The sequence below is a fragment of the Mesorhizobium sp. WSM4842 genome (assembly GCF_055901575.1).
On sequence record NZ_CM148372.1, the window covers coordinates 2,898,669 to 2,923,735 of the forward strand.

Here is a 25,067-nt window from a genome sequence, read left to right on the forward strand (position 1 = left end):
GGTGCTCAAACAAGAGAAAGAGCGGGAGTTCCGAACCGGTTGCTTCCGTCGGAGCGTCCGCCGCTCCAGTGCTGCGCGCGAGAGCATTTCATTTCGACGTACTCCGAAGGGCCAACAGGCGCCGGAAGCGGGCAAGGAGAAGGTCGTGTGTCCGCCGGCTCTACCCTTTGGGGTTAGAGCTTATGCCGAATTGGATTCGCACAGTGTCGCTGCCATTCTCTCAACTCCAAGAACCGAGTGCTACCGCAGCCACGGCAATCGAACTTCGCGTGAAGGGGCAATGACCGCAGGCGGTGGACGCAGTCACGCTGGGCATTTCGGCGGTTTTCAGCCGTGGAGGGGGCGGTCGTCACGACATTGGTGGATGGATGCGGCTTTGAACGCAGGTGAACGTCATGGCACTTCTTCATGAAGGCCCCCGTGCGGGCGCCACGTCAAACGCACCGCGGTGGAACGTGCCCCTCAACGGCAATGTTCTTCTGCAGTCGTTTCCGCTTCTCGAGGCAATGTCCGTCGTACTGCTCAGCATCGTCTCGGGAATGGTATATGATCTTGTGAGTTTCGGACATTTCGGCGAGTACGGCCGGAACTTCGGGCTCGGTGTTGTTGTAGCCGCCCTTTTTTCGACTTCCGCATATGCGCGCGGCCCATATCTGAGTTCCGAGCCGCGGTCGCTGGCCTCTCAGATCAAGGAGGTCGTGCTTATCTGGACGGCGGTCTTTCTTTGCCTGTCGGTTGTGGCGCTTGCACTCAAGGTGGGAGACATGTTTTCGCGCCAAGCCGTCATGCTGTTCTTCGTGACGGGACTTGGCGGCATCATCTTCGTGCGCTTGGGCGCCGGACGACTGTTTGCCTCCTTGACCAGGTCGGACATGCTTGCCAAACCGCAAGTAGTGATCGTAACGCAATCGGACGTGCGCGTGCCAAGTGGCGTAGTCCAGGCAATCGAGGCTTCCGGATGCGAGGTCTGCCAAACGATTACATTGCCGGCGGCATCCAGCGAGGGCTCGCTCCTTGAGTGTATGGATAAGCTCATTGAACATGTGCGTCGGCGTTCTGTCGACGAGATAGTCCTTGCTGTCAGTTGGGCTGACATATCCCTGATTGAGAAAATCACGGCTCACCTTTGCGTGGTTCCGGTACCCGTAAGGCTCCTTCCGGACCACGTCGTTAGCGCGCTCTTGAAGCGGCCTGTCGTCAACCTGGGGGGGACGAGGGCGATAGAACTGCAACGCGCGCCCCTAACGACGCCTCAGCTGCTTACGAAGCGGCTCTTCGACCTTGTGCTGACCACTGCCGCCCTTCCATTTCTTCTGCCCCCTCTCGCCGTTGTAGCGGGGCTGATTGCGCTCGAATGCGGGAGGCCGGTGCTCTTCTGTCAGCGTCGGGCCGGGTTCAATGGCCGCACGTTCAAGATCTATAAGTTCCGAACGATGACGATCCTGGAGGACGGGCCTGTTGTCCCTCAAGCCTGCAGGGGCGATCCCCGCGTCACCCGCGTTGGGCGCATATTGAGAAGGTTCAGTATCGACGAGATTCCGCAGCTGTGGAACGTGCTGAAGGGCGACATGTCGTTGATAGGCCCGCGGCCGCACGCGCTGGCGCATGACAGCGAATACAGCCAGATCATCTCTCTCTATCCGGCTCGGCACAAGGTGAAGCCGGGGATCACCGGCTGGGCACAAATAAATGGCTGCCGCGGCGCGACGCCGCATGTCTACATGATGATCAAGCGTGTCGAACACGATATGTGGTACGTCAACAACTGGTCGGTCTGGCTCGACGTAAAGATCCTGCTTCTGACCATCCCCCGCATCTGGACGGGGCGAAACGCCTTCTAGCCCAACTTTGCCGATTCGAGGCCGCTGGAGGCGATTTTGTGTGGCAAGTGGTTGATTTGCAAGGAGTGGCGGCTGGCAGACGACCCCATCAATTAACTGCCAAGCGACACCTCACTCGGAAAGAGCGAACCTCTTCTTCGACGCTATCAGTTGAATACGACTTTGGGTGAGGCTCGACACCATGATGACGGCTTCTGTGAGTCCGCAACAAACCCGAACCACTGACCGAACTGCGGGGCCTCCCCTTGTCGAGTATGCTACGGCGAGGTTAGTTCCCCAAGGGCGGCTTGCATGCATCAAAGGGCAAAATATCCTGCTCAGTTCAACGCAGGGGGTAGTTTTTGCGCTCAATGACACTGCGGCTGATATCTGGCGCTCGCTTGAAGAAGGCGTGCAGGTCGAGGCTATCTTGGGCGAGATGGCAGCCCGTGGCATTGATAGGCAAGAGGCCTATGGCTATGTCGAGGCTGCCCTTCAAGACTGGGAACGGCTCGGCCTAATCCAGCCTGCTCCACCGCCGTGCCCAACCGCAGCTCATCAATATATCTGCCAGGTCGTTGCTGTTCCAGGCGTGTGTGTGCGCATACTGTATCCGGCGGCCGTCGCCTTTCCGGCCGCAACCGTATTTCAGCATCTCGAAGTTCGAAACAGGGCCGTCGACGTTCTATTCCATCTGGTTGAGCGTAGGGAGCGGATCCACCTGTTCCGGGATGGCCACTGGACTGATTCCTGTGGTCGAGACGAGATACCCATTATGGTCAAAGGGCAACTGCTGGCCGAAGTGCTTGGGCACAGTGAATATGAACTCGCCCTCCATGCGGCGGCGCTTTTCAAGAACGGCCGCACGCTCCTCCTTTGTGGTAACCCCGGCTCGGGCAAGACGACGCTGACCTTGGCGCTGGTCCACGCGGGGTTTGGCTTCGCGGCAGACGATGTGACACTTCTCGACTCGGCCGGACAGGGTATCGGCCTTGCTTTTGCGCCTGCAGTCAAATCGGGATCATGGTCCATTCTCGGACAATATTTCCCCGAACTCGGCAGGTCTCCGGTTTACCGGCGCCCCGATCGCAGGCGCGTGCGCTTTCTTGTGCCTAAGGATCATGTCCCTCCCGTTCCCCGGCCCGTGGGCTGGGTGGCCTTGCTCTGTCGGACGCAGGATGCCAAACCTTCCCTGCGGGTGATTGACCCGACCGACATCCTGGGTGGCTTGCTGAACGGCGCCTTTGCGCGGAATAAAGAGCTAAGCAGCACCGCGTTCGACGTTCTTTGCCAAGTCATCCGATCGGCACAGGGCTTTTGCCTGACCTATGCCAAATTGGATGACGCGTTGGAACTGCTGAAGGCGGCGTGCCGATGAAGCCCACCAGGGATGCGCTCGAGGCCCTGATCGCGGGACTTAGCGGCCGCCTGGTGGTAACGGCCGACTGGCAGGCGGTAATTGCACTCGCCAACCACACTCTGCTTACGCCCGTCTTGTTCGCCACTCTTGCGCACACGGGCCAGCTTGACCGGCTCCCCGAAGACGTGGGCCAGTATCTTCAGTTCATTTACCGCTGCAACCGGGAACGCAATTTGCGCTTGCGCAGGCAGCTGAATGAAGCCGTTGCTGCCCTCAATCAGGGGGGCGTCGTTCCGGTCCTGCTCAAAGGGGCCGTTCCCTTGTTCCTTTCGTCGAGCGGCAGGGTTCCCGACAGGATCATGAGCGATCTCGACTTGGCTGTGGAAACGGCCAAAGAAGGGGCTGCCCGGGCTTGCCTTGCCAAGCTTGGCTTTGCCGAAGTGACGGTCGATGGTGGCATGGCGCGCCCGCAAGACGTCGGTCTCCTGGAGCTCCGGCCGTACCGGGAGATTGACCGCGAGTCCCCGAGGCTTGCCCGCCGCCACGGCCTTAGGGCGAAAATCCCCGCCCCACAGTCGCGGGCCCTCCACTGGATCATGCATGATCTCATCAAGGAGGCGGACTACTGGCGCGGAAGGACCGACTTTCGCCACCTTTATGATCTGGCGCGGCTGGCGGAACAGCATAAGCTGGATTGGGCGGTGCTCCGAACATCCTTGCCCGACCAGAGCGCGCGGAACGCGTTCGATACTCAGCTCCTGGCATTGAGTCACTTCTTTGGCGTCAGAGCACCGGCGCAATATGTGCGGCGCCCATTGGTTCGCTTTCAACACTGGCGGCGTGTCTTCCCCTTGTACCATCCCGTCCTCGGCGTTCCATTGCGCCTGGTCGGCAATTCGCTGTGGGGTATGTGGCGACTCCTACATGGCGATGGCTTGGGCCGACGGAGTCCGCTCGACTTTGGACGCCGCGCCACTAGCATCCTCCTTGACGGCGATCTCGGGTCAAAAGTGTAGTAATACTTAATTTCCTGAATTGTATCTTGATGGCGCGTTGTCTTCACGAGTCGCATATGATAGTTTATATGGTTAGAGGTTAGAGTTGTTATTCTAAGCCTGGAGTACATTTGATGAAGAGCGGGAAATATTCCAAAGTAAAGACAGATAAACTTGTCCCGGAAGAACAGGCACGTCGTGAATTTCTAAAGAATGCCGGGCGTTTTGCTGTTGTAACACCTCCATCCATTGCTCTGTTGCTTGGCACGAGCTTGAACTCGCAAGCTATTGCCGCATCGCATGGCGCACGTCCCGGACATGGATGGGGCAGCAAGAAACGCGTCCACTCTGGCCGCAAGCCTTAGAATGGTTTCGTTGGTCGTTCTGGCCGATCATAGATGACGTGTAGTCCGGAACGCCTAAGTCGGTTGGAGGCGGCCGTGGAAACGGAAGCGCGCTTCGCCCGATCTTTGCCCCAGCAGTCATCGATCCTGCCATATTGCCGCGCCTCTGCGGTCTACCCTGATCCTGTCTAAGGAAGGGGGCTCAGTTTTCGCGCATGCCGAGACGGAACGCGTCCGTTAGAGGTTGCGTCAAGTAGGACAGCACGGTCCGCTCGCCGGTAGCAACGATCACCTCCGCCGGCATGCCGGGCCTAAGTTTCTCGCGGACCTGTTCGGGGAACTGAGAGACCTGCACGGAAACTTTCAACTCGTAGTAGGGCTCACGCGTCACTTCGTCATGGAGCGCGTCCGCGGCAACGGTCTGCACCTCGCCGATCGCGACCGGCGTCGAGCGAGCCTTGAACGAAGGCAGTCGGATCTCGGCAGGAAGGCCCTCGGCAACATTGTTGATGTCGACCGGCGACATCTTCGCGGAGACGATCAGAGTGTCGTCATCAGGGACGATCTCCATCAAGGTTTCGCCGGGGCGAACCACGGCTCCTATCGTGTGTACCTTAAAGCCGACAACGCGCCCGGACCGCGGTGCGCGTATTTCGGTGCGGTTGAGCACGTCATCTGCAACGTGCAGCTTTTCGCCGGCGTCGGCGAGCTTGGCACTGGTCTCGGCAAACTGTGCCGAGACCTCTTCGATGGCCTCGCGCCCGACTTGCTCGATCTGGAGTCGCGCCTCGCCGATAGTGTGGCGCTCGCCCGCTATTCCGGCAAGGAAGGCACCAAGCTGACCTTGGAGATCGGCCTGCTGCCGTTTGAGCGCGGTCAGCCGCGTGCCCAGAATGATGCCTTTATGGGCTAAGGGCGCCAGCATGTCGTGCTCTTCTGTGATACTCTCGATCTGCAAACGGACAGCCTCGCTTTGGGATTGTACGGCCTCGATCTTCCGTTCGGACTGGGCGATGCGCTCCTGCAAAATGGGAACCTCGTTCGTACGGGCCAAGCGGCGCTTGTTAAACAGTCGCAACTGGTCTTCCATCGCGCGCTGGGCCAGGGGGGCGCTCCCTAGCGTGAGTTCGCGCGGGAAAGTGACCATTTCGGCTCCGTCCAGTTCCGCCTGCAGCCGTGCCTTCTCGGCAAGCAGCGAGAAGACGGCGGACCTCGCGATTTCGCCCTGCGCCTGCGCCTCGGTGAGATCAAGGCGCACGAGCACCTGACCCTCGGTCACATGTGCGTTGGGCGAGACGAGAATGTCACGCACGATACCGCCCGCAAGGTGCTGAACCGCCTTGCGGTCGGTTTCGACCACAACTGTACCCGAAGCGACCACCGCGCTGTCGAGGCTGGCCAGAGAGGCCCACCCGCCGAGGATGCCGAAGGTCAGCACGACGATGCCAAAGCCCATCCGCGCGGGCTTGCGCCAGTCGCCGGAGAGGTTTGCGTGTGCCGGCTTGTGGTCTGGGCCGGCAAAATCTAACGGCGCGAAAATCTGCGGGAAGCTGGCTCGAGTCACCCGTCCTGCACGCAAGAGCGCGGAAAGTGTCGGCCCCACCGCGCTTGTACAAGCGGAGGCAGGGGTCGAGCGGGCCGTCCGCGTCGGGAGCCCGCGAACGCGTGCTATGACTGCAGTCCTTTTCGAGGTGTCAGGCATCATCATCGTTGGTCTCGACTCGTTATGCATCGACGCGTGTCCGGCGGAGGAGAGAGTGCGCTGGATCTGACGCCGGCGGTCCGGCGCGCCCTCCATCCCAGACGGGCCGCCGCGGTGCCGGCGCTACGTTCGGGCCGACGAGCGACGGCAGCAACTGGTCACGACTGCCCATCTGCGCTATTCGTCCTTCCTGCATGATGATCATTCGATCCACCGCCGACAGGAGGTTCGGCCTGTGGGTCACGATCACAACGGTCTTTCCGTCTCTCCGCAACCCTTCGATGGAGCGGATCAGTGCGCGATTGCCATCGCTGTCCAAATTGGCATCAGGCTCATCGAGCACGACGAAGCTCGGCTTGCCAAACAGGGCGCGCGCGAGACCGACCCGCTGCCGCTGCCCACCCGACAGTCCGACTCCATCCTCCCCGAGGTCGGTCATATACCCGTTGGGGAGGCGCTGGATCATCTCGTGCGCAGAGGCGTGTGTTGCCGCCTCGGTCACCTGCGCATCGGCCGCGTCCGCTCGGAAGCGTGCAATGTTGTCGCGCACGCAACCGGGAAACAGCTCGATATCCTGGGGCAGGTAGCCGAGCGCGGTGCCGAGTTGGTCCGGATCGTAATGGCGCAAATCGTTGCCATCGAGTCGCACGCATCCTTGCGCCGGCGGCCACGCACCCACAAGCGCACGCGCGAGCGAGGATTTGCCCGAGCCCGATGACCCGACGAGGGCGACGACCTCTCCCGCCTTCAGCGTGAACGTCGCGCCCATGACGACCGGCGTGTTCGTACCGGGGGCGAGGACGAAAAGGTTCTCGACGGAAACCGTACCCCTGACGTCAGGCAGACGCACGCGTCCGGCAATGGGCGGGTTCTCCTCGAATATGCGTTCCAGGCGCGCGTGGGCGCTGCGCGCGGACACGATACTTTTCCATTGCGCCACCATGATCTCAATCGGGGCAAGCGCCCGACCCATGATAAGCGACGCCGCAAACAGGACGCCCCCGGAGATTTCCTTGTTAATAGCTAGGTACGCACCGACGCCCATCATGGCCGTTTGAATGGCCATGCGCAGAAACTTGGACAAAGCAAGAAGGGTGCCGCCGCGCTCGCCCGCGCTGACGGAGTAACCTAGCGCTTCCTCGCGGATTCCGGTGCACCATGACCGGATAGCAGGCCCCATCCCGAGCCCCCGAATTGCCTCTGCATTGCGCAGCGAGGAGCCGAGCCTGTCGATCGCGCGAGTGTTCGTGAGCGAGGCTCGCAAGAGCAAGCCCTTCGTCGCTCGCTCATTTACGAGTGCGATCGTCACTATCGCCACCGCGCCGACGAGGGCCACAAGGCCGATCAACGGGTGAAGTAGGAAGCAGATCACGATGTAGATCGGAGCCCAGGGCGCGTCCATCAGCGCCATGATGACGCCGCCCGAAAGAATGTCGCGCATGAGGTCGAGATCGCGCAGGGTCTGTGCATGATTCGATCCGCGGACACGCAGCGCCGAGGAAAGCGCCGCCTCGAAGGCGGGACCGGACAAGAGCCGGTCGAACCGCACGCCAGCCTGCTGGAGGATACGAGCCCGATAATGTTCGAGGGCAACATAGGTCATCAGCAACACGCCCACGATCACCGAAATAATGACGAGCGTGACGGCATTACGGCTCGTTAGGACGCGATCATAAATTTGCATCGTGTAGAGCGGAGACACGAACATGAGAAGATTGATGAAGAGCGAGAGCCCGCCGGCCGCGAAGAGGCCCGGACGGATCTCGCGCAAGGCTCCCGCGAGCGGCGAGGGCACGTGCACGGAGGAATTTGTCATCTATTATCCGAATCCAGTGAAGCGGTCGCGGGCGCTTTAACCCTGGCCATCTTCAGGTCTCTGTTCACGAGGGAGGAAGGCGGCAGGGCAGGGCGAGGTCTCATGCAAAAATCCCCCGACGGAACCACCCGCCGAGTTGGTCCGAGCGCGAGCGCTGCCCCATCTCACCGTGCTGAAGTGGGGCGCAACCGGCTGCAGCAGCCGGTTGCGCCGCCCGTTCAGACTGCGTAGTCCCAGGCGAACTGGTTATCGATGTGTGCCATTGGGGTGGCGGCGGCATCCTCGTGCACGTCGGCTACGACCGCCTTTGACTTGTCCCAAATGATGTTGTTGGGATTGCCAGGGTTGGTGTAGCTCGAGTTCAGGACACTGACCCCGCCGGAGCTGACATTCCAGATCAGTCCATTCGACGAGGACAGCCCGCGGCCCTGGTCCTCGTTGATACCGTCGAACGACCTCGTGTCATCGAAGGTGACATCGCTCGCGTAGGACGAGAACGCGCCATTGCCCTGATGGATGGCGTCAACGTTCTGCACCCTGCCGCCGGTTGATGCGTTCTCGAACATGACGCCGACGCCGGTCACGGAGTTGTTACCGTCGATCACCCCGTTAGAGATCGTCGTATTCGGGCTGCCATAGACCGAGACGATGTCCTCAGGATGCGAACTGCCGGCTTCGTTGACGGCATAGAAGTCGGTCAGCGAACTATTGCCCGAGTTGTTGAACTGGACGAACTGACCGCGCGGCATGGGCCCATGGAAGTTGTAGCCATCGACGTTCGAAAGATCCGCGCCGGGCGAGTTCAGGAGATAGATGCCGGTCGAGCCTTCCCGCACCGTGGTGTTTTGAACGGTCAGGTTCGCGGCGTTTTCTGCGTTGATGTTGTTGATGTTCGGGCTCGTCTCGGCGTCGATTCCCGCCGGCGGGTCGGCGTTGATGACCTCGGTGTTCTCGATCGTGACGCCGGTTGCGCCCGAAACCGTCACCCCGTCGCCTTCGACGTGATGAATACGACAATTGCGCAGGATGACATTGTCGTGCGTAATCGTGACCGCGTCCCCGTTGGTGACGTAGATGTCAAGATTTTCAATCACCTGGCCATCGTACTCCGATTGGATCGGTGTGGTGGTGTGGGTAAGACCCTGCGCCGGCTGCGTGGATGGCGTCGACGCGGAAGCGGTGGAAGTGGGAGCCTCGGTCGTCACGGTCGAGGTCGGGCTCGACGCGGCTGTCTCCGTCGACGTGGAAGCCGTGGATGCCGTCGACGCGGAATCGGTGGAAGTGGGAGCCTCGGTCGTCACGGTCGAGGTCGGGCTCGACGCGGCTGTCTCCGTCGACGCGCGTGAGTTGTTCAACCCTTCCGAGTGTTTCCTCAGTATTCCCTTGTCGGAATTCATCGACTTCATGTGTTTCTCCAGTTAAAATATTAATCACTATAAGTATCTCGAAGGACACCCATCGACAATAAACGATAATTTATCGTCTTAATGAAACTCCGCTTATACAACCAGAAATTTCATCTGGGGGTATAATGCTAACCTTCATGACCAGAATACGGCGTGGATAGGGCTATACTGAGACTCTCCCGGGCGATCGGCACTGCATTCAAGCCTGCGCCTACGTCGGATTGCAAACGTCGCCTAGTACTCGGATCACGCGTGACCCTACCCCGAGCAGTAGGAGACAAGGTCATGCATGCTAGTCGGCCAACACAGCATGAGCGTTACCGACACAGTCCGGCATGGCTCGAAACAGGTGATCTACGAGAGCTATCCTGAACTCGGCTACAATTACCGCCTGACTGACCTGCAGGCTGCCATCGGCGTGAGCAACTGCAACGGCTTCTCGCACTCTTCACGCGGCGGAGGCAGCTTGCGGCGCAATATGGTGAGCGCCTTCGCGACATCGCCGAACTGGAAACGCCTGCCGAGCCTTGCTGGACTCGCAGCAACTGGCAAAGCTATTGTGTGAAATTCCCCCACTGGTTCGACCAGCGGGGCCATCTGCCCCCGGAAGGGAAAGGGCGCGGGCCTTGTCCTGCCCTATTGCGATACCGAGGCGATGCGGGAGCACCTCGCCGAGATCAGCCGGAGCGTCGACGACGGCGCGCATGCGGTGCTCATCCTCGATCAGGCCGGATGGCATGTGACTCCGAAACCGAAGGTGCCGGACAACATCACCCTGATGTTCCTGCCGCCGCGCTCACCGGAACTGAACCCAGTCGAAAACGTCTGGCAGTTCATGCGCGACAACTGGCTCTCCAACCGTATCTTCAAGGACTACGACGACATCGTCATCCATTGCTGCGCCGCAAGGAACAAGCTCGTCGACCAGCCGTGGAAGATCATGTCCATCGGACTCCGCGAATGGGCGCATCGGTCATGATCACCGCTCGTTGTGCTGCCCGCTTAGCAGCCCGAAGCCCGTCTCGAGAAACCATTTGCCTTTCGTCGAGTAGGCTTCCTCGTCGATCTGGGTGAGGACCGCCACCAGTTGGTCGCATTTCCACACCAGAACCCCGATTCTCCGCCCTCGACCGTTCCGATCCGCACTTCGCTGAACGAAAATCCAGAAGTAATTTTTGCTTCGCCCACTTTGATAAAGCCCTGAACTTCAAAATGGTAGTAACACTGGCGGGGTCCACCTCATGCGCCCCTGCGATGCCGTCTCCACCGCTCGCTACCATCGCCGGGGGATGATTTGAGCGTATGGTTCTTGATAGCGGAGCGTCATATCAGGGCGAAGCTTTGGCAAGAGCGAATCCACCAGCCCGAATGATGATATATTGTGAAACGGCTGAGTTGCCATCTTTTCGCTCCCCGACGGGGCATTGCCAGATGCGGGAGTAAGCATGCCATGGTTCATCGCCCAAACTGCAGCCTGTGTACGGTTGCGGACCCGGATCTTTCGGAGGATGGCCTTGACGTGTACCTTCACCGTAGCTTCGGCAATGTTGATCTCGCGCGCGATGGCTTTGTTAGACTCCCCTTCGATTAAGCGGCGTAGAATACAGTTTTCCCGATTTGACAAAATTGACGGTTCTTGATCCTCATGCTCCACGTTAATAACCACCTTTGTTAACTCATCAGCTGCCGCGTCAGGTTTCAGATCATGCCTTATTTCTTGAATAGCCGTTGAAGTTTCGGCAGGCAACACCGTCTGCCCTAGCATAACCAATTCGAGAGCTTTGATGAAGGTGTCGTAAGCAGCGACTTTTGTTAAATACCCGTCTGCCCCCGCACGAAAAGCTGAAACTATATCGGTCGATCGACAGTGATCGGCTAGCGCGACGGCATGGCTGGTCGGATAAATCGCTTTGAATTCTGCAATTTGTGCGAATTCAGCATCCGCATCAGTACCGCCGACATCTATGATGAGCAAGATGGACCGGTGCTGGGCTAGCGGCTTCTGCAGAAGATCGTGAACACAAGCCACAGAGAAAAGGACACGAAACTTTGCCGCATCCAGGATTCGACTAAGGCCTTCTCGGAGTAACTCGCTCGGCCCGACAAGTACTGTTACAAACGATTGTCTTGTCATCATTGCCTCTCGCTCCGGCGCGATTGAGGTACACGCGTCGAGTAGAGCACTCCACGCGCCAACCGCACTCGATGCCCTCGGTTTCCTCACTCCCTCCTTGGCGAGAACAGGGTGGGCAGTGTAACGTCTATTTATAAGCAGTCTCTAACATAGGTTGCTTTTTCGGTAAATTTCGCCGCAAACCGACGTCAAGCTAGAACCCCAGGGCGCGGCAATCTGCCTGAAGACGCAGGGATGGCACGGCTTAGCGATCTCAAACCGCTGGTAGTCGAACGACGATCCTGAGCTAGCGAGCCGCCGCCAGCCCGCGATTTGCCATCCCTGCTAGCTGCTAAATAATTCCCTGTTAGCGCGTACAGGGAATTTTGCGCTAAAGCATTGAATCTGCGCAGAGATTTCTTAGAGAAAATTGGGCCAGGCCCTCAAAAACCTAGAAATTCACTGTTTTTCGGCGCCTATCAGGGAAAATTGGACAGAGACTGGTTCGCCAGAGACTGCCACCACCACCATTGTCGCTCAATATCAATAATTTATGGCCGACGTCTATCTAAAGTGGGCCACTTGAGCTCCGCTATACCCGCCGTATTCAGATTGAATGTTGTCGCCTGACCACGATCCAAGGGCAGGAGAAGCGATCTTGTGCCTGTTTCTATCCTCTATTTTTGCTCCTGTTCGTCGGTCGGCCGATGACCCCAGCGGCGATCGGCTCGATGCGCTTTTCTGCGCGATCCAGACGGCCTGGGCGTGGACGATGCGAAGCGAGCGATACGGCGCGCCGGAACATCTCGATCCGCTCGAGGGATGGATCGCCGATCCAGCCGGTCCGGCTCCAGCCTGAACCCGGCGCCTCATCGGCTCGGCGTCTACTCGGGTGCGCCGCTCTCGGAAGCCAGGGTCGGGCCGGCTTCAGGCCGCCTGCGCCGGAATGTCCTGCGCAGCGCAACGTAGAAAACCGGCGTCAGGAAGAGGCCGAACAACGTCACGCCCAGCATGCCGGAGAACACGGCCGTGCCGAGCGATTGGCGCATTTCCGCGCCAGGCCCGCTGGCGATCACTAGCGGCACCACGCCCAGGATGAAGGCGAATGCCGTCATCAGGATCGGCCGCAGCCGCAGCCGGCAGGCCTCGACAGCCGCCTCGACGGCGTCAAGGCCGCGCTCCTCACCTTGGCGCGCGAACTCGACGATCAGGATCGCGTTCTTCGCCGCCAGGCCGACGAGCACGATCAGCCCGATCTGCACGAGGATGTTGTTGTCGAGACCGCGGAAGGCGACGCCCAAGAGGGCGGCCAGCACGCTGAGCGGGACGATAAGCACGATGGCGAAGGGCGTAATCCAGCTTTCGTATAGCGCGGCGAGCGCCAGAAAGACGAACAGAACCGACAGGCCGAAGATGAAGACCGCCGTGTTGCCGGTCTGCCGCTCCTGGAAGGCGAGTTCAGTCCATTCGAAGGAAGTGCCCTGCGGCAGCGATTCGGCTGCGATCCCCTCCATCAGGTCGAGCGCCGTGCCCGTGGCGACACCCGGCGCTGCATTGCCCTGAAGCGGCACGGAGACATACATGTTGTAGCGTTGCACGAGCGAGGGACCGGTGACGTCGCGGATCTCGATCAGTGTGCCGAGCGGCACCAGGTCGCCGGCCGCCGAGCGCACCTTCAGCTTCAATATGTCGTCGCGATCGATGCGGAAAGCCTGGTCGGCTTGCGCCCGCACCTGATAGACGCGACCGAAGGCATTGAAATCGTTGACATAGGCGGTGCCTAAATTGATCGACAGCGTCTCGAAGATGTTGGGGATCGGCACGTTCAGCATGCGCGCCTTGTCGCGGTCGATCGCCAGGAAGAATTGCGGGCTGGAGGCCGAGAAGGTGGTGAAGACGCCCATCAACCCGGGCGTCTGGTTGGCCTTGCCGGCGATTTCGTTGGCCAGCGCCAGAATCGGCCGCATGTCGGCGCTGTTGCGCTCCTGGAGCATCATCTTGAAGCCGCCGGAGTTGCCGATGCCCCGCACTGGCGGCGGCGGCAGCGCGATGATGAAGGCCTCCTGGATGCTTTGCAGGCTGCCAAACAGCGTGCCGATGATCTTGTCGGAAGTATCGCCGCTCTCGAGCCGTTCCTCGAAGCTCTTGAATGGCGCGAAGATCACGCCGGAATTGCTGGCGTTGGTGAATGTCGCGCCGTTGAATCCTGCGAAGGCGACGGCGTTGGCGACACCCGGCGTCTCGCGGATGATATCCGACGCCTTCTGGATGACTGCGTCCGTTCGGGCGAGCGAAGAGCCCTCCGGCAATTGCACGACGACGATCGCATAACCCTGGTCCATGTTCGGGATGAAGCCGCGCGGCACCGTCTGCAGCATGTGATAGGTCGCGTAGAGCAGGCCTGCGAAGACGAGCAGCATGGCGGCAAGCGCCAGAGTCGTGCCGACCAGTCTGTGCACCAGCCACGCATAGCCGTCCGCCATTCTGTCGAACCCGTTGTTGAACCCGTTCGCCAGAGCGCGGCCGAACCTTGCCAGGAAGAAGTTCGAATGTTCCTCGCTGTGCGGCTTGAAAAGCACGCCAGCGAGAGCCGGCGAAAGCGTCAGCGAGTTGAATGCGGAGATCGCGGTGGAGACCGCGATGGTGATGGCGAACTGCAGGTAGAACTGGCCGGAAATCCCGGGAATGAAAGCCGCCGGAACGAAGACGGAGATCAGCACCAGCGAGATCGCGAGGACCGCGTTTCCCACTTCATCCATGGTCTTGTGCGCAGCGGCGCGCGGAGCGAGCCCCAGCCGGATGTTCCGCTCGATATTTTCCACAACCACGATGGCGTCGTCGACAACGATGCCGACCGCCAGCACCAGCCCGAACAGAGTGAGCATGTTGAGCGAGAAGCCGAAGGCGAGCAGCACGGCAAGCGTGCCGATCAGGGAGACCGGTATCGCCACGATCGGCACGATCGCCATGCGCCACGACTGCAGGAACACGATGATGACGATCACCACCAGCAGGATCGCCTCGGCGATGGTGACATAGACCTCGTTGATAGATTCGGCGATGAACTCGGTCGGATTGTAGATGATCTCGTAGGCCAGCCCCTCCGGGAAATCCTCCGAAAGCTCCGCGATGGTCTCCTGGATTTCTTCCGCCGAGGCCAAGGCATTGGTGCCCGGCCGCTGGAAGATGCCGAGCGCCACCGCCGCCTTGTTGTTGAGATAGGAATTGGTGACGTAGTCCCTGGCGCCGAGCTCTATGCGCGCCACGTCCTGCAGGGAGATCAAGCGGCCGTCCTCGGTCGACTTCACTATGACGTAGCGGAAGTCGCGCGCGTCTTCGAAGCGCCCTTGCGTGGTGACCGTATACTGGAAGGCCGAGCCGTCGCCAATCGGCGGCGCGCCGATCGAGCCGCCCGACACCTGGACGTTCTGGTCGCGCAGCGCCTGGACTACGTCGCCTGCGGTCATGCCGTAGGCGGACAGCTTTTCCGGGTCGAGCCAGACGCGCAGCGAATATTCGCGCTCGCCGAAGATCTGCACGTCGCCGACGCCGTCCAGTCTCAGCAGGACGTCGCGCACGCGCGAGCGCGCATAATTCGAGACGTAGAGCTGATCATATGTGTCGTCGGGCGACAGCATATGGATGACCATCATCAGGTCGGGCGAACTTTTCGCCGTGGTGATGCCGAGCCGGCGCACCTCTTCCGGCAGGCGCGCTTCGGCGATCGAGACGCGGTTCTGGACCAGCACCTGCGCCGCGTCGAGATCGGTGCCGGGGCGGAAGGTGATGGTGAGCGACATCGAGCCTTCGCCGGAGGAATAGGACGACATGTAGAGCATGTGCTCGACGCCGTTGATTTCCTGTTCGATCGGCGTCGCCACGGTCGCGGCGACCGTCTCGGCGTCGGCGCCCGGATAGGAGGCGCGCACCACGATGGTCGGTGGCGCGATTTCGGGATATTGCGCGACCGGAAGCTGCGTATAGGCGATGCCGCCGACGAGCACGAGCACGATCGACAGCACCGCCGCGAAGATCGGGCGGTTGACGAAGAAATGGGCGAAGTTCATTGCGTCTGCCCTTCGGCTTCAACCTTGGGCGGCAACGTGGTCATCTCGGACTTGACGGTGACGCCCGGCCGCACTCGCACCAGCCCGTTGATTACCACGGTCTCTTCGCCGGTGAGGCCCTCGCGGATAACGCGATAGCCGTCGATGCGCGGGCCGGTGCGGACCGGCTTGGCCGAGATCAGGCCTGCCTCGTCGACAGCGAAGACGATGCGGCGGTTCTGGTCGGCGCCGATCGCCTCGTCAGGCAGAAGCACGCCCGGATGCGGCAGCGAGCCGGGCACGTTGATGCGGCCGAACATGCCCGGCTGCAGCACGCCGTCCTTGTTGTCGAAGCGCGCCCTGGCCCGCATCGTGCCGGTAGCTTCGTCCAGACGGTTCTCGGCGAAGTCGAGCTTGCCCTTGAACGTCGCTTCATCACGGTCGGCGACACGGACGACAACATCGACGCCGCCGGCGCCCTCCTGCATGACGCCGCCGCGCTCGCGGGCGTCGCGCGCATAAGCGAAGTAGGTCCGCTCATCGATGTCGAAATAGAAGTCGATCGGGTCGATCGAGACGATGGTGGTCAGCACGGTCTGGTCGGCCTGCACCAGATTGCCCGGCGAGATGAGCCGGCGGTCGACCCGGCCTGAAAACGGCGCCTTGATCTCGGTGAATTCGAGATCGAGACTTGCGTTTTCAAGTGCCGCCTCCGCGCCGTCCAGTTGCGCTTGGGCGGCGAGATATTCGCGGCGGCGGTCGTCCAGTGTCGAAACCGGTATGTTGCCTTCGCGCGACAGGGTCTCGGCGCGCTCGAACTGCATCTTGCTGAATTCGACCAGGGTCTTGGCCGAGTCGACCTGCGCCTGCGCCTGGTTCAGCGCCGCCTTGAACGGCCGCTGGTCGATGGTGAACAGGAGGTCGCCCTGCTTGACCAGCGTACCGTCCTGGAAATGGACCTGGTCGAGATAGCCGCCGACGCGGGAGCGCAGCGAAACCTGGTCGACGGCTTCGAAACGGCCGACGAACTCATCGTCCTCGACGATATCGCGCACCAGCGGCTTGGCTACCGTGACGACGGGCGCGGGAGGCGCTTCCTGCGCCTGTGCGGCCAGGGCCGCGAGCAAGCCGATCGCCGCGAAGGCCGCGGCGGCGAGCCATTTTGCAGGGACGTTTCTGCTGGAGGGGGCGGCCAGAGAATCGTGGCGGAGGCGTGCAGTGTGAACCATGGTTACCCCTCGTAATCGGCCTTTCATGCGAAGTCCGTAACATCTAGGCAGCGGGTGTGCCGCACAAATCAATCTTTTTGAACTGACCACCACAACCGACAGCTTTGCTATAGAACAAACATCGAACATCATCAACCTTGACAAGGAAGCGGCTAACCGGGGAGCGCGAACGCACATCTCGCGTTTATCCGCTGCGTAGGCATCGCCATGCGCTCGAGCTAAAGCGGATCTGACGAGCCATTGCGCATCCCGACGTGCGGCGGTTCTGTCGGGAGGAACAGGGCCGCTCTCGCATAGAGCTCCGACCTGCTTCTCATTCTGCGGTTATAGGCGGCGATATAGGCTTCGATGAAATCGGCAGATTGGACATTTGCTACACTCCGAAAACGCTATTGCACCACCCGCATAGCACTGGGACGTGACAACCGCACGTCCGCTCGTCTCTCCTGCAGTTTGGAAAAAAGATCGTCGATAAGCGGCGCATGTATGGCGCGAACGAGGGTGAGGTCGAACCGGACAAGCACCTTATCGGAAGCGTGCTGCTGTGGCGTGACAATCGTGAAGGATGCACTCTGCAATTAGAGAAGTGACGCTACCGCGACCCCTCATGTGAGACTGAAACACCGGCAGAATTTCCTCGCTCACGCGTGAACCTGAGCGAGGCGTTCATCGCTATAGTGGGGCAGAAACATTAAAAAACATTGGAGCAGATTTGAACACTCGGCAGTCCCACTGATTTCCAAGTACTTGATTTTTCATGGTTCCCAAACCTCCTCCGGGCCCACCAAAAGCTTTGATTCATTGATTTGCTAGATTTTCTTGTTTGCTTTGGCGCCACGATTTGGACTCGAACCCCTCGATCGACTCGGAGCTGCTGATCCGCATGCTGATCGTCGGCTACTGCTTCGGCATCCGCCCGGAGCGGCGGCTCGGTAGGAGGCGCATCTGAACCGGCCTTGCGGTGGCTTTTGCCAGCTCGGCCTGGAAGGCGATTTGCCGGACCATTCGACATTCTCGAAGGCGCATCATAGTCGCTTCCGCGATGCCGGCTGCGCGAGCTGCCAGAAGCCGTTGTCCGTCCATTGCGCCGCGGAAATTCTCTATCGTGGCCCTTCATTGGGCGCTCCACAGCGCTGCTGAGTCTGATATCCGAGTTTTGATGAACGAGGAGGGCCATTTCTCAGATAAAGCGCAACGACAAGTATCGGGTGTCTTTGCTGTGCAAATTTCTTGAGAGGCCGACGCGCCGGGTCTAGGTAAGGTTTTCCATACGCTGTGTTCATTTTCCAGACTGTCGGGAGTACTCATGTCGTCGATCGCCGCCGCCCCTGCCTGATTGCCTGCGCTCGGTCGAGCGCCCCGGCGACTTCTGCGTCGGTGGCCTGCGGGAAATCTTCATGCCGACGATCGACGTGGAGGGCGTGGGCAGGATCGCCTTCCCGCTTCCGGAGGCGCAGGCCGAGCGGCTGGTCGCCGTAGCCGAGGCCGCACCCCATGGACGCGGCGAGGAAACGGTGCTCGATCGCGACGTGCGCAGAACCTGGCAGATCGACCCGCGCAGGATCCAGATCGGCGGGCGTAGTTGGGAGACGACGCTGGCCGAGCTCGTCACCGACGCGGCCCGCGGCCTTGGCGTCGAAGAGCCGGTCGCGGCGGACTTCTACAAGCTTCTTGTCTATGACGCCGGCAGCTTCTTCCTTAATCACCGGGACACCGAAAAGACGCCCGGCATGTTCGCGACCCTGGTGATCGTGCTTCCCTCTGCTCATCGTGGCGGCGAGCTGGTCGTGCGGCACCTGGGTCGAGAGGTGATGTTCGATCTGCACCCCGAAGATCCGTCGGAAATTGGATTCGCCGCCTTCTATGCAGACTGCTTGCATGAAGTGCGCCCGGTCATCACCGGACATCGCCTGATCCTCGTCTATAATTTGCGCTTCCTCGGCAAGAGACGCTCGCTGCCGGCGCCCGACTATCGCGCGGTCGAGGCGCACGTCGCGGACCTGCTGCGCGGGTGGGCGGGCGTCGAGGACGAGCCCGACAAGCTGATCGTGCCGCTCGAGCATGCCTACACGCCGGCGGAGCTGTCGTTCGACGCCCTCAAGGGGGCCGATGCGGGCGTGGCGTCGGTGTTGATCGAGGCGGCAGCGGCGGCGGAGTGCGATCTCCATCTTGTCCTGGTATCGATCGAGGAGAGCGGCAGCGCCGAACACACCGGCAATTATCGCCGCAGGCGCTGGGATCGAGACGACGAGGGCGATGAAGAATTCGAAGTCGCCGAAGTTTTCGAGAGCTCGCTGACCCTGTCCGCATGGCGGCGTCCGGACGGCGGCGAGATCGGGTTTCAGGATTTTCCATTCGATGAGGAGGAGCTCTGTCCGCCCGATGCGTTCGAAGATCTTGCGCCGGACGAGCAGCATTTCCATGAGGCGACGGGCAACGAGGGCGCCTCTTTCGACCGTACGTATCGCCGCGCCGGTCTGGTGCTGTGGCCGCGCGCGCGGCGGCTCGCGGTGCTTAACCAAGCCGGCCTCGGGGCGACGCTGCCGTATCTCGAAGATCTGGCGAAGCACTGGGAGACGAGCGACATCGCCGTCAAGCGACAGGTGTGGGGGGAGGCTGATGAGCTTTCGGGACAGATGCTGCGCTCCTGGCCCCGTGAGACATGGCGCGGGGAGAGTGATACCGCCGCTGGTCGGATGCTCGACCTGCAGGTCCGGCTGGGCAACGCGGCGCGCATCGATGAGCTCCTTGCGGAGCTTTCTTCCAACGGCCATTACGCGGCGTCCGATAACGACGCCATCGTGCGAGCCGCCGCACTTCTTCCGCCACGGCGGGCCACGGACTTGCTGGTCGAGATCGTCAGACGCAATACCGCGGCCCATCTCGGCGCCTGCGGCGACTTGCTGCTGCGTTGCGTAGCGGCGCCGACCGAGTCCGTTGGCGACGCCGCGAAGATCGGCGCAGCTTTGATCGACGTCTTGCCGGGTGACCCGGCCAAACGTGCCAAGCTCGACCCCTGGACGCGACCTGCGTCCGTACGGCCTGGCTTCGTCGTCGATCTCCTGACGGCGACGAGCAAGATCGACGCCGGGCTCGCGGCGCGCGCGATCGAGAACTTGCTGGCCTGGCCCCGGACCTACACGCCGGACGCGGTGCTGGTCCCGGCGGCACTGGCCTTCGCCAAGCGGTCGCAGAGCATGGCATGGCCGGCCGTCGGCCGGCTGCGTGAGGCGGCTCTCGACCATCTGCGCGGTCGCATCGCGCTGCCGCTGGAGGCTCCACGGGACTGGTCGCGTACCAATCCGCTCAAATGCACATGCGACGACTGTCGCGCACTCGGCGCATTTCTGATTGCCCCTCATCAACAGCAATGGCGCCTAAGGGCGGCCCAGAACCGGCGGACCCACGTCGAGGAGAGCGTCCGAAACGCCGCGTGCGACCTTGACCTCGCCACCGAAAGGCGCGGCAGCCCGCACACGTTGATCGCGACCAAGAACCAGGCCAGTTACGAGCGACGCGCGAAACAGCGCCGGCAGGATCTGGAACATGTATCGGCGCTGGGGGGATGAAGGCTTACCTGCGTTTGCGGGAACAGCAAACCTGGCCACAGGGCGATGAGTCGGAAGAAACGGACTCCACTTGCAAGTCGAATCATCGAGGCTGCGGAGGCGGCGCTTGCCGCTCCGGATCAGTCTTCAGGGGAGGTTTCAAACCAGTCCGAACTGCTGCAGGCGCGGCGGTGAGCGCGGATCAACAGTCCGCATCTTGAATCTGTTGGCCAGAATCGCTATTTTGTTTGACAAGGAGATTTTTGATGCTGAAGTCGTCCCATGAAACTCAGCCGCCACCGGTTCAGGCAAATCTGCGGCGGCGAACGGTCATTGATACGGCGCGGCAGCTCGGGCTGCTTGAAGGCGAGAATGGCCGGATCGGCGGTCGGATTCGACGCGACCTCATAGCGGCTGCCAAGGAAAAGTCCGGCATTACCACCGATACAGAGCTACTGGAATACGCCTTGGCGAAGGTCGCGCTTGAGGACGACTTTGGGGTGAAGTTCGTCCGCCGGAAGGGCCGGGTCGCGAAAGAAATCGACCTTGAGTTTTGATCTGTCCCGTGCGCTGCGGCGGATCAAGCCGCAACGCACCACAGACACTATCCAACGCCGCTCGGCCGCCGATCTGCCTATTCTTCGGAAGCCGATTTCAGCTGGCCTTGAGCTGTTGCTCGATACCTGCGTCTATATCGACGTACTCCAAGGGCGCTCTCCCGTAAGCGTGGACGAACTGCTTGAGTCCCGGATTGTCAATCACTCCACCGTTTGCCTGGCTGAGCTGACGCACCTGTTCGGCCGCCTCGATCCGTTGCACCCGGCCACGAAGACCGTGTTACGCGAAATCCGGCGCACCCTAGAAGACATACCCGGCCACCGGCTCTTTTCCCCATCGGAGACCGCCATAGGCGAGGCCGGAATGCTAGCCGGCTTGGTGACGCGTCTGTCAGGCGCTGCCCGCGGCGAGAGCCCAGCCCTGCTGAACGATGCGAGCTTATATCTCCAGGCGCTGGAACGCGGCTGCATCGTTCTCACACGCAATGTGCGCGACTTCGACTATTTCGATCAGCTTCTGCCAGTGGGTCGTGTTCTTTTCTACGAGCAGGGGTAGCCAATTTGACCCTATCGGTTGTCGATATGTGTTGCCAGCTGAGAAGTAGCTGAGAGTTTCGGTCTCGTGGCAAGCCGCGGAACTGTACGGCACAATACGGGAAGATTTCCAATTCTGGCCCACGAAAGTCAATGGAATCAATATTACGAGCACGTCCTCCGGGATCACCAAAATCTTTCAATATCAATGCCTTATGGACAACTTCGCAACTTCGCCCTGAAGTGCGCCATTCGAAATTTAACTATGGCGTGAGCGGCTCGTGTTGCCTTGGCGGTGCAGCGAAACCGATCGACGCGACGCGCCCTTGCGGAACCGGGAGTCATGACCCGACGGCATGGCGGGCCTCTCGATCTTCGTGATGTCACTTCGTTGTGATGGCGTCTGGCGGGAACCGAGCGGTCCCCTAGCTTGGTTGTGATCCAAACAGAGCTTGATGGGACGATCACCATAGTTTGGTGACCACCATAGTAAAATCCGGAGGCACAGCATGGCGGAATCGAGCCGCAGTCACGGTACGGACGGATTCGCGAGATCGGGCATATCTCGTCGGACTTTCCTGAAGCACGGCGGCACGTCGGCCGTGGGGGCAGCGTTGATGGAAGCAGGGGCGGCGCAGGCAGCCGTTGATAGTTCCATGCAGGACGATGCCAACGAAGTGCTTGGCCCTGGTCCGATCCCAATCGATCTCACGATAAACGGACGACGAGTCCCGGTGCAGGCGGAACCGGCCACCACGCTGGTTGATATCCTGCGCAATCACCTCGGCCTCACCGGCACCAAAATCGGCTGCGATCGTGGAGCCTGTTCTGCCTGCACGGTCTGGCTCGACGGTCAGCCGGCCAGCAGTTGCATGACGCTGGCGCTCGACGCCCGGGGCAGGAGCATCACCACGATCGAGGGACTGGCCGAGGGCGACAAGCTTCATCCGGTGCAGCAGGCGTTCGTTGAGCACGACGCCCTTCAATGCGGGTTCTGCACGCCCGGAATGGTTATGAGTTGCGCAGCGCTCATAAATCGCAAACCCGACGCCGGCATCGAAGACGTGAAGGCCGCGATAAGCGGCCACCTTTGCCGCTGCGGCACCTATCCGAACATCTTTGCGGCGGTGCTCGCGGTCGCAAACGAGAATCGAAGGAGGGGTACCTGATGGCTACCGACAACCAGGCACCGATCGATCAGCCTTCGTTGCGCCCCCAGTCCTTGCTCTACGGCATCGTCGGGCAGGAGACGAGGCAAGTCACCCGGCAGGTGCCTGCCGACGAACCGCCGCAGCTGCCGGTGAACGCCGAACTGCGCTCCATCGGCAAGCCGATCCGGCGGCTCGACGCGGTGCAGAAGGTGACAGGAACCGCGAAATATACATTCGATGTTCAGTTGCCGGGAATGCTGTATGCACGGCAGGTCGTCTGCCCTTGGCCGCATGCCAAGGTGATTTCGATCGATACCTCCGCCGCGGAGAGTTACCCCGGCGTCCGCGCGGTGCATGTGCTTGAGACTCTGTTGCAATCTGCCAGACTTCGCGATTCGGAAGCCGAGGCCAGCAACAAATATCCGATCGTCCGCTTCGCGGGCCAGACCGTTGCCGCCGTCGCGGCCGAGACGCAGCGGATCGCCGACCAAGCCGCGAAGCTCGTCAAGGTCGAATACGAGCGGTTGCCGCACGTAAGCGATCTCGTGGCTGCAATGGACGATGAGGCTCCGATTGTCTTTCCCGGACCGGTGGAGCAGCCGTCGACGGCCGGCGGCGGCGGTGCGCCGGAAGGCTTGCCGCAGAAGGGCAATGTGCGCGGCCCCAACTTCGGTATGCCTGGCATGACTCCCACGGGCGATATCGACCAGGGCCTGGCGGAGGCCGACGTCGTCATCGAGGCCGAATATCGCACTCAGGTTCAGACGCATGTGCCGATGGAAACACATGGCATCGTCGCGGATTGGCGGGACAACGAACTGACTATCTATGCCTCCACCCAGCACACGCACAGCGTGCGCGACGAGGCTGCGGAATATTTCGATCTGCCCAAGAGCAAGATCCGGGTGATCAGCGACTTCACCGGCGGCGGGTTCGGCGCCAAATATGGGATCAATAATTTCGGCCTCCTTGCCATTCATTTGTCGCAAAAGGCCGGCGCGCCCGTGCGCATGATGCTGGACCGCCGTGAAGAGCATGTTTCGGCGGGCAATCGCCCGAACAGCCTGCAGAGGGTGCGGATCGGCGCCAAACAAGATGGCACGCTCACGGCAATTGACGTCATAAGCTGGGGTACTGGTGGCATCGCGGGGGGTGCCGGCATTGGCTTCTGCTACAACGCGCTCTATCCGTGCCCGAACATGCGTACCGAGCAGTATGACGTATTCACGAACGCCGGTCCGTGCGCGGCTTTCCGGGCTCCTGGCCAGGTACAGGGAATCTTCTCGCTCGAGCAGGCGATGGACGAACTTGCGGATCGGCTGCAACTCGACCCGCTGATGCTGCGCGATCGCATCGACACAAAGCCCACCGACGACATGCTTGCCCGCGCACATGAACGCAAGATCGCGGCCGAGCGGTTCGGCTGGGACCGACGACGTCCGCCAAACTCCGACGCGGGCCCTGTCAAGCGCGGCATGGGAATGGCGCAGGCGCAGTGGGTGTATGTCGTCAGCCCTCCGACAACCGTCGAGGTAAGGATCGCCGATGACGGATCGGTTTCCGTCTACAACAGCGCACAGGATATCGGCACCGGGACCCGGACGGTGCTTGCCCAGGTCGTCGCCGAAGAGTTCGGCCTCGATGCCGAGAACATCGGTGTTTATATCGGCGACACGCGCTTTCCGTGGGGGCCGCCGTCCGGCGGCAGCCGGGTAACGGCGTCCGTGACTGCGCCGGCCCGCAATGCCGCATATGAGGCGGCACGCGATCTGGCGGCTCGCCTCGCGCCGCTTTTCAACGATGCCGATCCCGATGACATTTTTTTCGCTGACGGTAAAGTGGGCGTCCGCGGCAACGAGGGAGCCGCAAGGCCGCTCAAGGAAGCAGCCAAGGAAGCCAAGTTCGGCGAAATCTCAAAACTCGCCAAGCGCCACGACGATTATGAGGGTTTTGCGCTATCCGGCGAGACCTCCATCAGCCGCCACGGGCTGGGCGGCGTCCAGTTCGCCGAGGTGGCGGTCGACGTCGAGACCGGCGTCGTCAAGGTCGAGCGCGTCGTAGCTGCCAGCGATTGCGGCAGACCGATCAACCCGAAGCTGGTGGAGAGCCAGGTGATCGGCGGCATCATCCAGGGTGTCAGCTACGCGATTTACGAGGACCGCATCATGGACGCGGCGAGCGGCCATCAGCTCAACGCCAACGTTGATCAATACAAGATGGTCGGATCACGCGAGACTCCGGAGATCGAGGTGCTGCTCATCGAGCAGATCGGGGCGCAGTCGTCGACCGACGCGCGAGGCATCGCGGAGGCAAGCAATGTGGCGACCAGCGCCGCGATCGCCAATGCATTCTACAACGCCACCGGAAAGCGGATCCGCACTTTGCCGATGAATCCGGCAAATGTGCTGGCGGCGCTCAGCGCCTGAGATCGGCAAGAAGGAGTCCA

At 61.1% G+C, this 25,067-nt stretch carries 16 protein-coding genes and 3 pseudogenes; 13 read left to right on the forward strand and 6 right to left on the reverse strand.

The window, feature by feature from the left end; all coding sequences use genetic code 11:
- Positions 1-395 precede the first annotated feature (395 nt).
- The 4 genes from AC0NIE_RS14070 to AC0NIE_RS14085 all read left to right on the forward strand — a co-directional run bounded on the left by AC0NIE_RS14070 (position 396) and on the right by AC0NIE_RS14085 (position 4,540).
- On the forward strand, positions 396-1,841 hold the full coding sequence (locus tag AC0NIE_RS14070; RefSeq protein ID WP_473489168.1) for an exopolysaccharide biosynthesis polyprenyl glycosylphosphotransferase: 1,446 nt from the start codon (positions 396-398) through the stop codon (positions 1,839-1,841).
- Positions 1,842-2,022: 181 nt separating this feature from the next.
- Positions 2,023-3,198 carry a PqqD family peptide modification chaperone gene (locus AC0NIE_RS14075; RefSeq protein ID WP_473489137.1) on the forward strand — a complete coding sequence of 392 codons (1,176 nt, stop codon included), beginning with the start codon at positions 2,023-2,025 and terminating at the stop codon, positions 3,196-3,198.
- Positions 3,195-4,196, forward strand: a complete 1,002-nt coding sequence (locus AC0NIE_RS14080) for a nucleotidyltransferase family protein (RefSeq protein ID WP_473489136.1) — start codon at positions 3,195-3,197, stop codon at positions 4,194-4,196. Before AC0NIE_RS14075 ends, AC0NIE_RS14080 begins: the two co-directional genes overlap by 4 nt.
- A gap of 113 nt (positions 4,197-4,309) precedes the next feature.
- A complete protein-coding gene (locus AC0NIE_RS14085) occupies positions 4,310-4,540 on the forward strand; it encodes a hypothetical protein (protein WP_473489135.1) in 231 nt (76 codons plus the stop codon).
- 181 nt (positions 4,541-4,721) lie between these two features.
- Here AC0NIE_RS14085 and AC0NIE_RS14090 read toward each other — a convergent pair whose 3' ends face one another.
- The 3 genes from AC0NIE_RS14090 to AC0NIE_RS14100 all read right to left on the reverse strand — a co-directional run bounded on the left by AC0NIE_RS14090 (position 4,722) and on the right by AC0NIE_RS14100 (position 9,242).
- On the reverse strand, positions 4,722-6,083 hold the full coding sequence (locus tag AC0NIE_RS14090; RefSeq protein WP_473489134.1) for an HlyD family type I secretion periplasmic adaptor subunit: 1,362 nt from the start codon (positions 6,081-6,083) through the stop codon (positions 4,722-4,724).
- Between the two features lie 160 nt (positions 6,084-6,243).
- Positions 6,244-8,037 (reverse strand): type I secretion system permease/ATPase, encoded by a 1,794-nt coding sequence (locus AC0NIE_RS14095; protein ID WP_473489133.1) that lies wholly within the window; start codon positions 8,035-8,037, stop codon positions 6,244-6,246.
- 218 nt (positions 8,038-8,255) lie between these two features.
- Positions 8,256-9,242 (reverse strand): right-handed parallel beta-helix repeat-containing protein, encoded by a 987-nt coding sequence (locus AC0NIE_RS14100; RefSeq protein ID WP_473489132.1) that lies wholly within the window; start codon positions 9,240-9,242, stop codon positions 8,256-8,258.
- Between AC0NIE_RS14100 and AC0NIE_RS14105 the strand changes: the two genes are divergently transcribed.
- The 3 genes and pseudogenes from AC0NIE_RS14105 to AC0NIE_RS14115 form a co-directional block, all read left to right on the forward strand.
- Positions 9,223-9,459 (forward strand): hypothetical protein, encoded by a 237-nt coding sequence (locus AC0NIE_RS14105; RefSeq protein ID WP_473489131.1) that lies wholly within the window; start codon positions 9,223-9,225, stop codon positions 9,457-9,459. The genes AC0NIE_RS14100 and AC0NIE_RS14105 overlap by 20 nt on opposite strands.
- Positions 9,460-9,723: 264 nt before the next feature.
- Positions 9,724-10,034, forward strand: a pseudogene (locus AC0NIE_RS14110) (DegT/DnrJ/EryC1/StrS family aminotransferase); the annotation flags it as partial.
- A pseudogene (locus AC0NIE_RS14115) lies at positions 10,033-10,422 on the forward strand (transposase); the annotation flags it as partial. The pseudogenes AC0NIE_RS14110 and AC0NIE_RS14115, both read left to right, overlap by 2 nt.
- Before the next feature lie 294 nt (positions 10,423-10,716).
- Here AC0NIE_RS14115 and AC0NIE_RS14120 read toward each other — a convergent pair.
- The 3 genes from AC0NIE_RS14120 to AC0NIE_RS14130 all read right to left on the reverse strand — a co-directional run bounded on the left by AC0NIE_RS14120 (position 10,717) and on the right by AC0NIE_RS14130 (position 16,831).
- Positions 10,717-11,580, reverse strand: a complete 864-nt coding sequence (locus AC0NIE_RS14120; RefSeq protein ID WP_473489130.1) for a LuxR C-terminal-related transcriptional regulator — start codon at positions 11,578-11,580, stop codon at positions 10,717-10,719.
- A gap of 860 nt (positions 11,581-12,440) precedes the next feature.
- Complete coding sequence (locus AC0NIE_RS14125; RefSeq protein WP_473489129.1) at positions 12,441-15,623, reverse strand: efflux RND transporter permease subunit; 3,183 nt, start codon at positions 15,621-15,623, stop codon at positions 12,441-12,443.
- Positions 15,620-16,831 (reverse strand): efflux RND transporter periplasmic adaptor subunit, encoded by a 1,212-nt coding sequence (locus AC0NIE_RS14130; protein ID WP_474047073.1) that lies wholly within the window; start codon positions 16,829-16,831, stop codon positions 15,620-15,622. The genes AC0NIE_RS14125 and AC0NIE_RS14130 overlap by 4 nt, the downstream gene beginning before the upstream one ends.
- 853 nt (positions 16,832-17,684) lie before the next feature.
- On the opposite strand from AC0NIE_RS14130, the pseudogene AC0NIE_RS14135 reads away from it, so the two are divergent.
- The 6 genes and pseudogenes from AC0NIE_RS14135 to AC0NIE_RS14160 form a co-directional block, all read left to right on the forward strand.
- Positions 17,685-17,878, forward strand: a pseudogene (locus tag AC0NIE_RS14135) (transposase); the annotation flags it as partial.
- 350 nt (positions 17,879-18,228) lie between these two features.
- Positions 18,229-20,400 (forward strand): 2OG-Fe(II) oxygenase, encoded by a 2,172-nt coding sequence (locus tag AC0NIE_RS14140; RefSeq protein ID WP_473485399.1) that lies wholly within the window; start codon positions 18,229-18,231, stop codon positions 20,398-20,400.
- A 245-nt stretch (positions 20,401-20,645) separates the two neighbouring features.
- Positions 20,646-20,936 carry a hypothetical protein gene (locus AC0NIE_RS14145; protein ID WP_473485400.1) on the forward strand — a complete coding sequence of 97 codons (291 nt, stop codon included), beginning with the start codon at positions 20,646-20,648 and terminating at the stop codon, positions 20,934-20,936.
- Entirely contained in the window at positions 20,926-21,492 is a 567-nt protein-coding gene (locus tag AC0NIE_RS14150; RefSeq protein WP_473485401.1) for a type II toxin-antitoxin system VapC family toxin, read from the forward strand. Before AC0NIE_RS14145 ends, AC0NIE_RS14150 begins: the two co-directional genes overlap by 11 nt.
- A 487-nt stretch (positions 21,493-21,979) precedes the next feature.
- Positions 21,980-22,639 (forward strand): 2Fe-2S iron-sulfur cluster-binding protein, encoded by a 660-nt coding sequence (locus tag AC0NIE_RS14155; RefSeq protein ID WP_473485402.1) that lies wholly within the window; start codon positions 21,980-21,982, stop codon positions 22,637-22,639.
- The gene (locus tag AC0NIE_RS14160; protein ID WP_473485403.1) at positions 22,639-25,047 is read left to right on the forward strand and encodes a xanthine dehydrogenase family protein molybdopterin-binding subunit; all 2,409 of its coding nucleotides are present in this window, start codon (positions 22,639-22,641) and stop codon (positions 25,045-25,047) included. Before AC0NIE_RS14155 ends, AC0NIE_RS14160 begins: the two co-directional genes overlap by 1 nt.
- Positions 25,048-25,067: the final 20 nt, after the last annotated feature.

What these genes read in the sequence shown, in the direction of transcription:
- AC0NIE_RS14070 (WP_473489168.1), top strand. Translation starts at nt 396, where the DNA reads ATGGCACTTCTTCATGAAGGCCCCCGTGCGGGCGCCACGTCAAACGCA.
- AC0NIE_RS14075 (WP_473489137.1), top strand. Translation starts at nt 2,023, where the DNA reads ATGATGACGGCTTCTGTGAGTCCGCAACAAACCCGAACCACTGACCGA.
- AC0NIE_RS14080 (WP_473489136.1), top strand. Translation starts at nt 3,195, where the DNA reads ATGAAGCCCACCAGGGATGCGCTCGAGGCCCTGATCGCGGGACTTAGC.
- AC0NIE_RS14085 (WP_473489135.1), top strand. Translation starts at nt 4,310, where the DNA reads ATGAAGAGCGGGAAATATTCCAAAGTAAAGACAGATAAACTTGTCCCG.
- AC0NIE_RS14095 (WP_473489133.1), bottom strand. Translation starts at nt 8,037, where the DNA reads ATGACAAATTCCTCCGTGCACGTGCCCTCGCCGCTCGCGGGAGCCTTG.
- AC0NIE_RS14120 (WP_473489130.1), bottom strand. Translation starts at nt 11,580, where the DNA reads ATGATGACAAGACAATCGTTTGTAACAGTACTTGTCGGGCCGAGCGAG.
- AC0NIE_RS14125 (WP_473489129.1), bottom strand. Translation starts at nt 15,623, where the DNA reads ATGAACTTCGCCCATTTCTTCGTCAACCGCCCGATCTTCGCGGCGGTG.
- AC0NIE_RS14130 (WP_474047073.1), bottom strand. Translation starts at nt 16,831, where the DNA reads ATGGTTCACACTGCACGCCTCCGCCACGATTCTCTGGCCGCCCCCTCC.
- AC0NIE_RS14140 (WP_473485399.1), top strand. Translation starts at nt 18,229, where the DNA reads ATGCCGACGATCGACGTGGAGGGCGTGGGCAGGATCGCCTTCCCGCTT.
- AC0NIE_RS14145 (WP_473485400.1), top strand. Translation starts at nt 20,646, where the DNA reads ATGCTGAAGTCGTCCCATGAAACTCAGCCGCCACCGGTTCAGGCAAAT.
- AC0NIE_RS14155 (WP_473485402.1), top strand. Translation starts at nt 21,980, where the DNA reads ATGGCGGAATCGAGCCGCAGTCACGGTACGGACGGATTCGCGAGATCG.
- AC0NIE_RS14160 (WP_473485403.1), top strand. Translation starts at nt 22,639, where the DNA reads ATGGCTACCGACAACCAGGCACCGATCGATCAGCCTTCGTTGCGCCCC.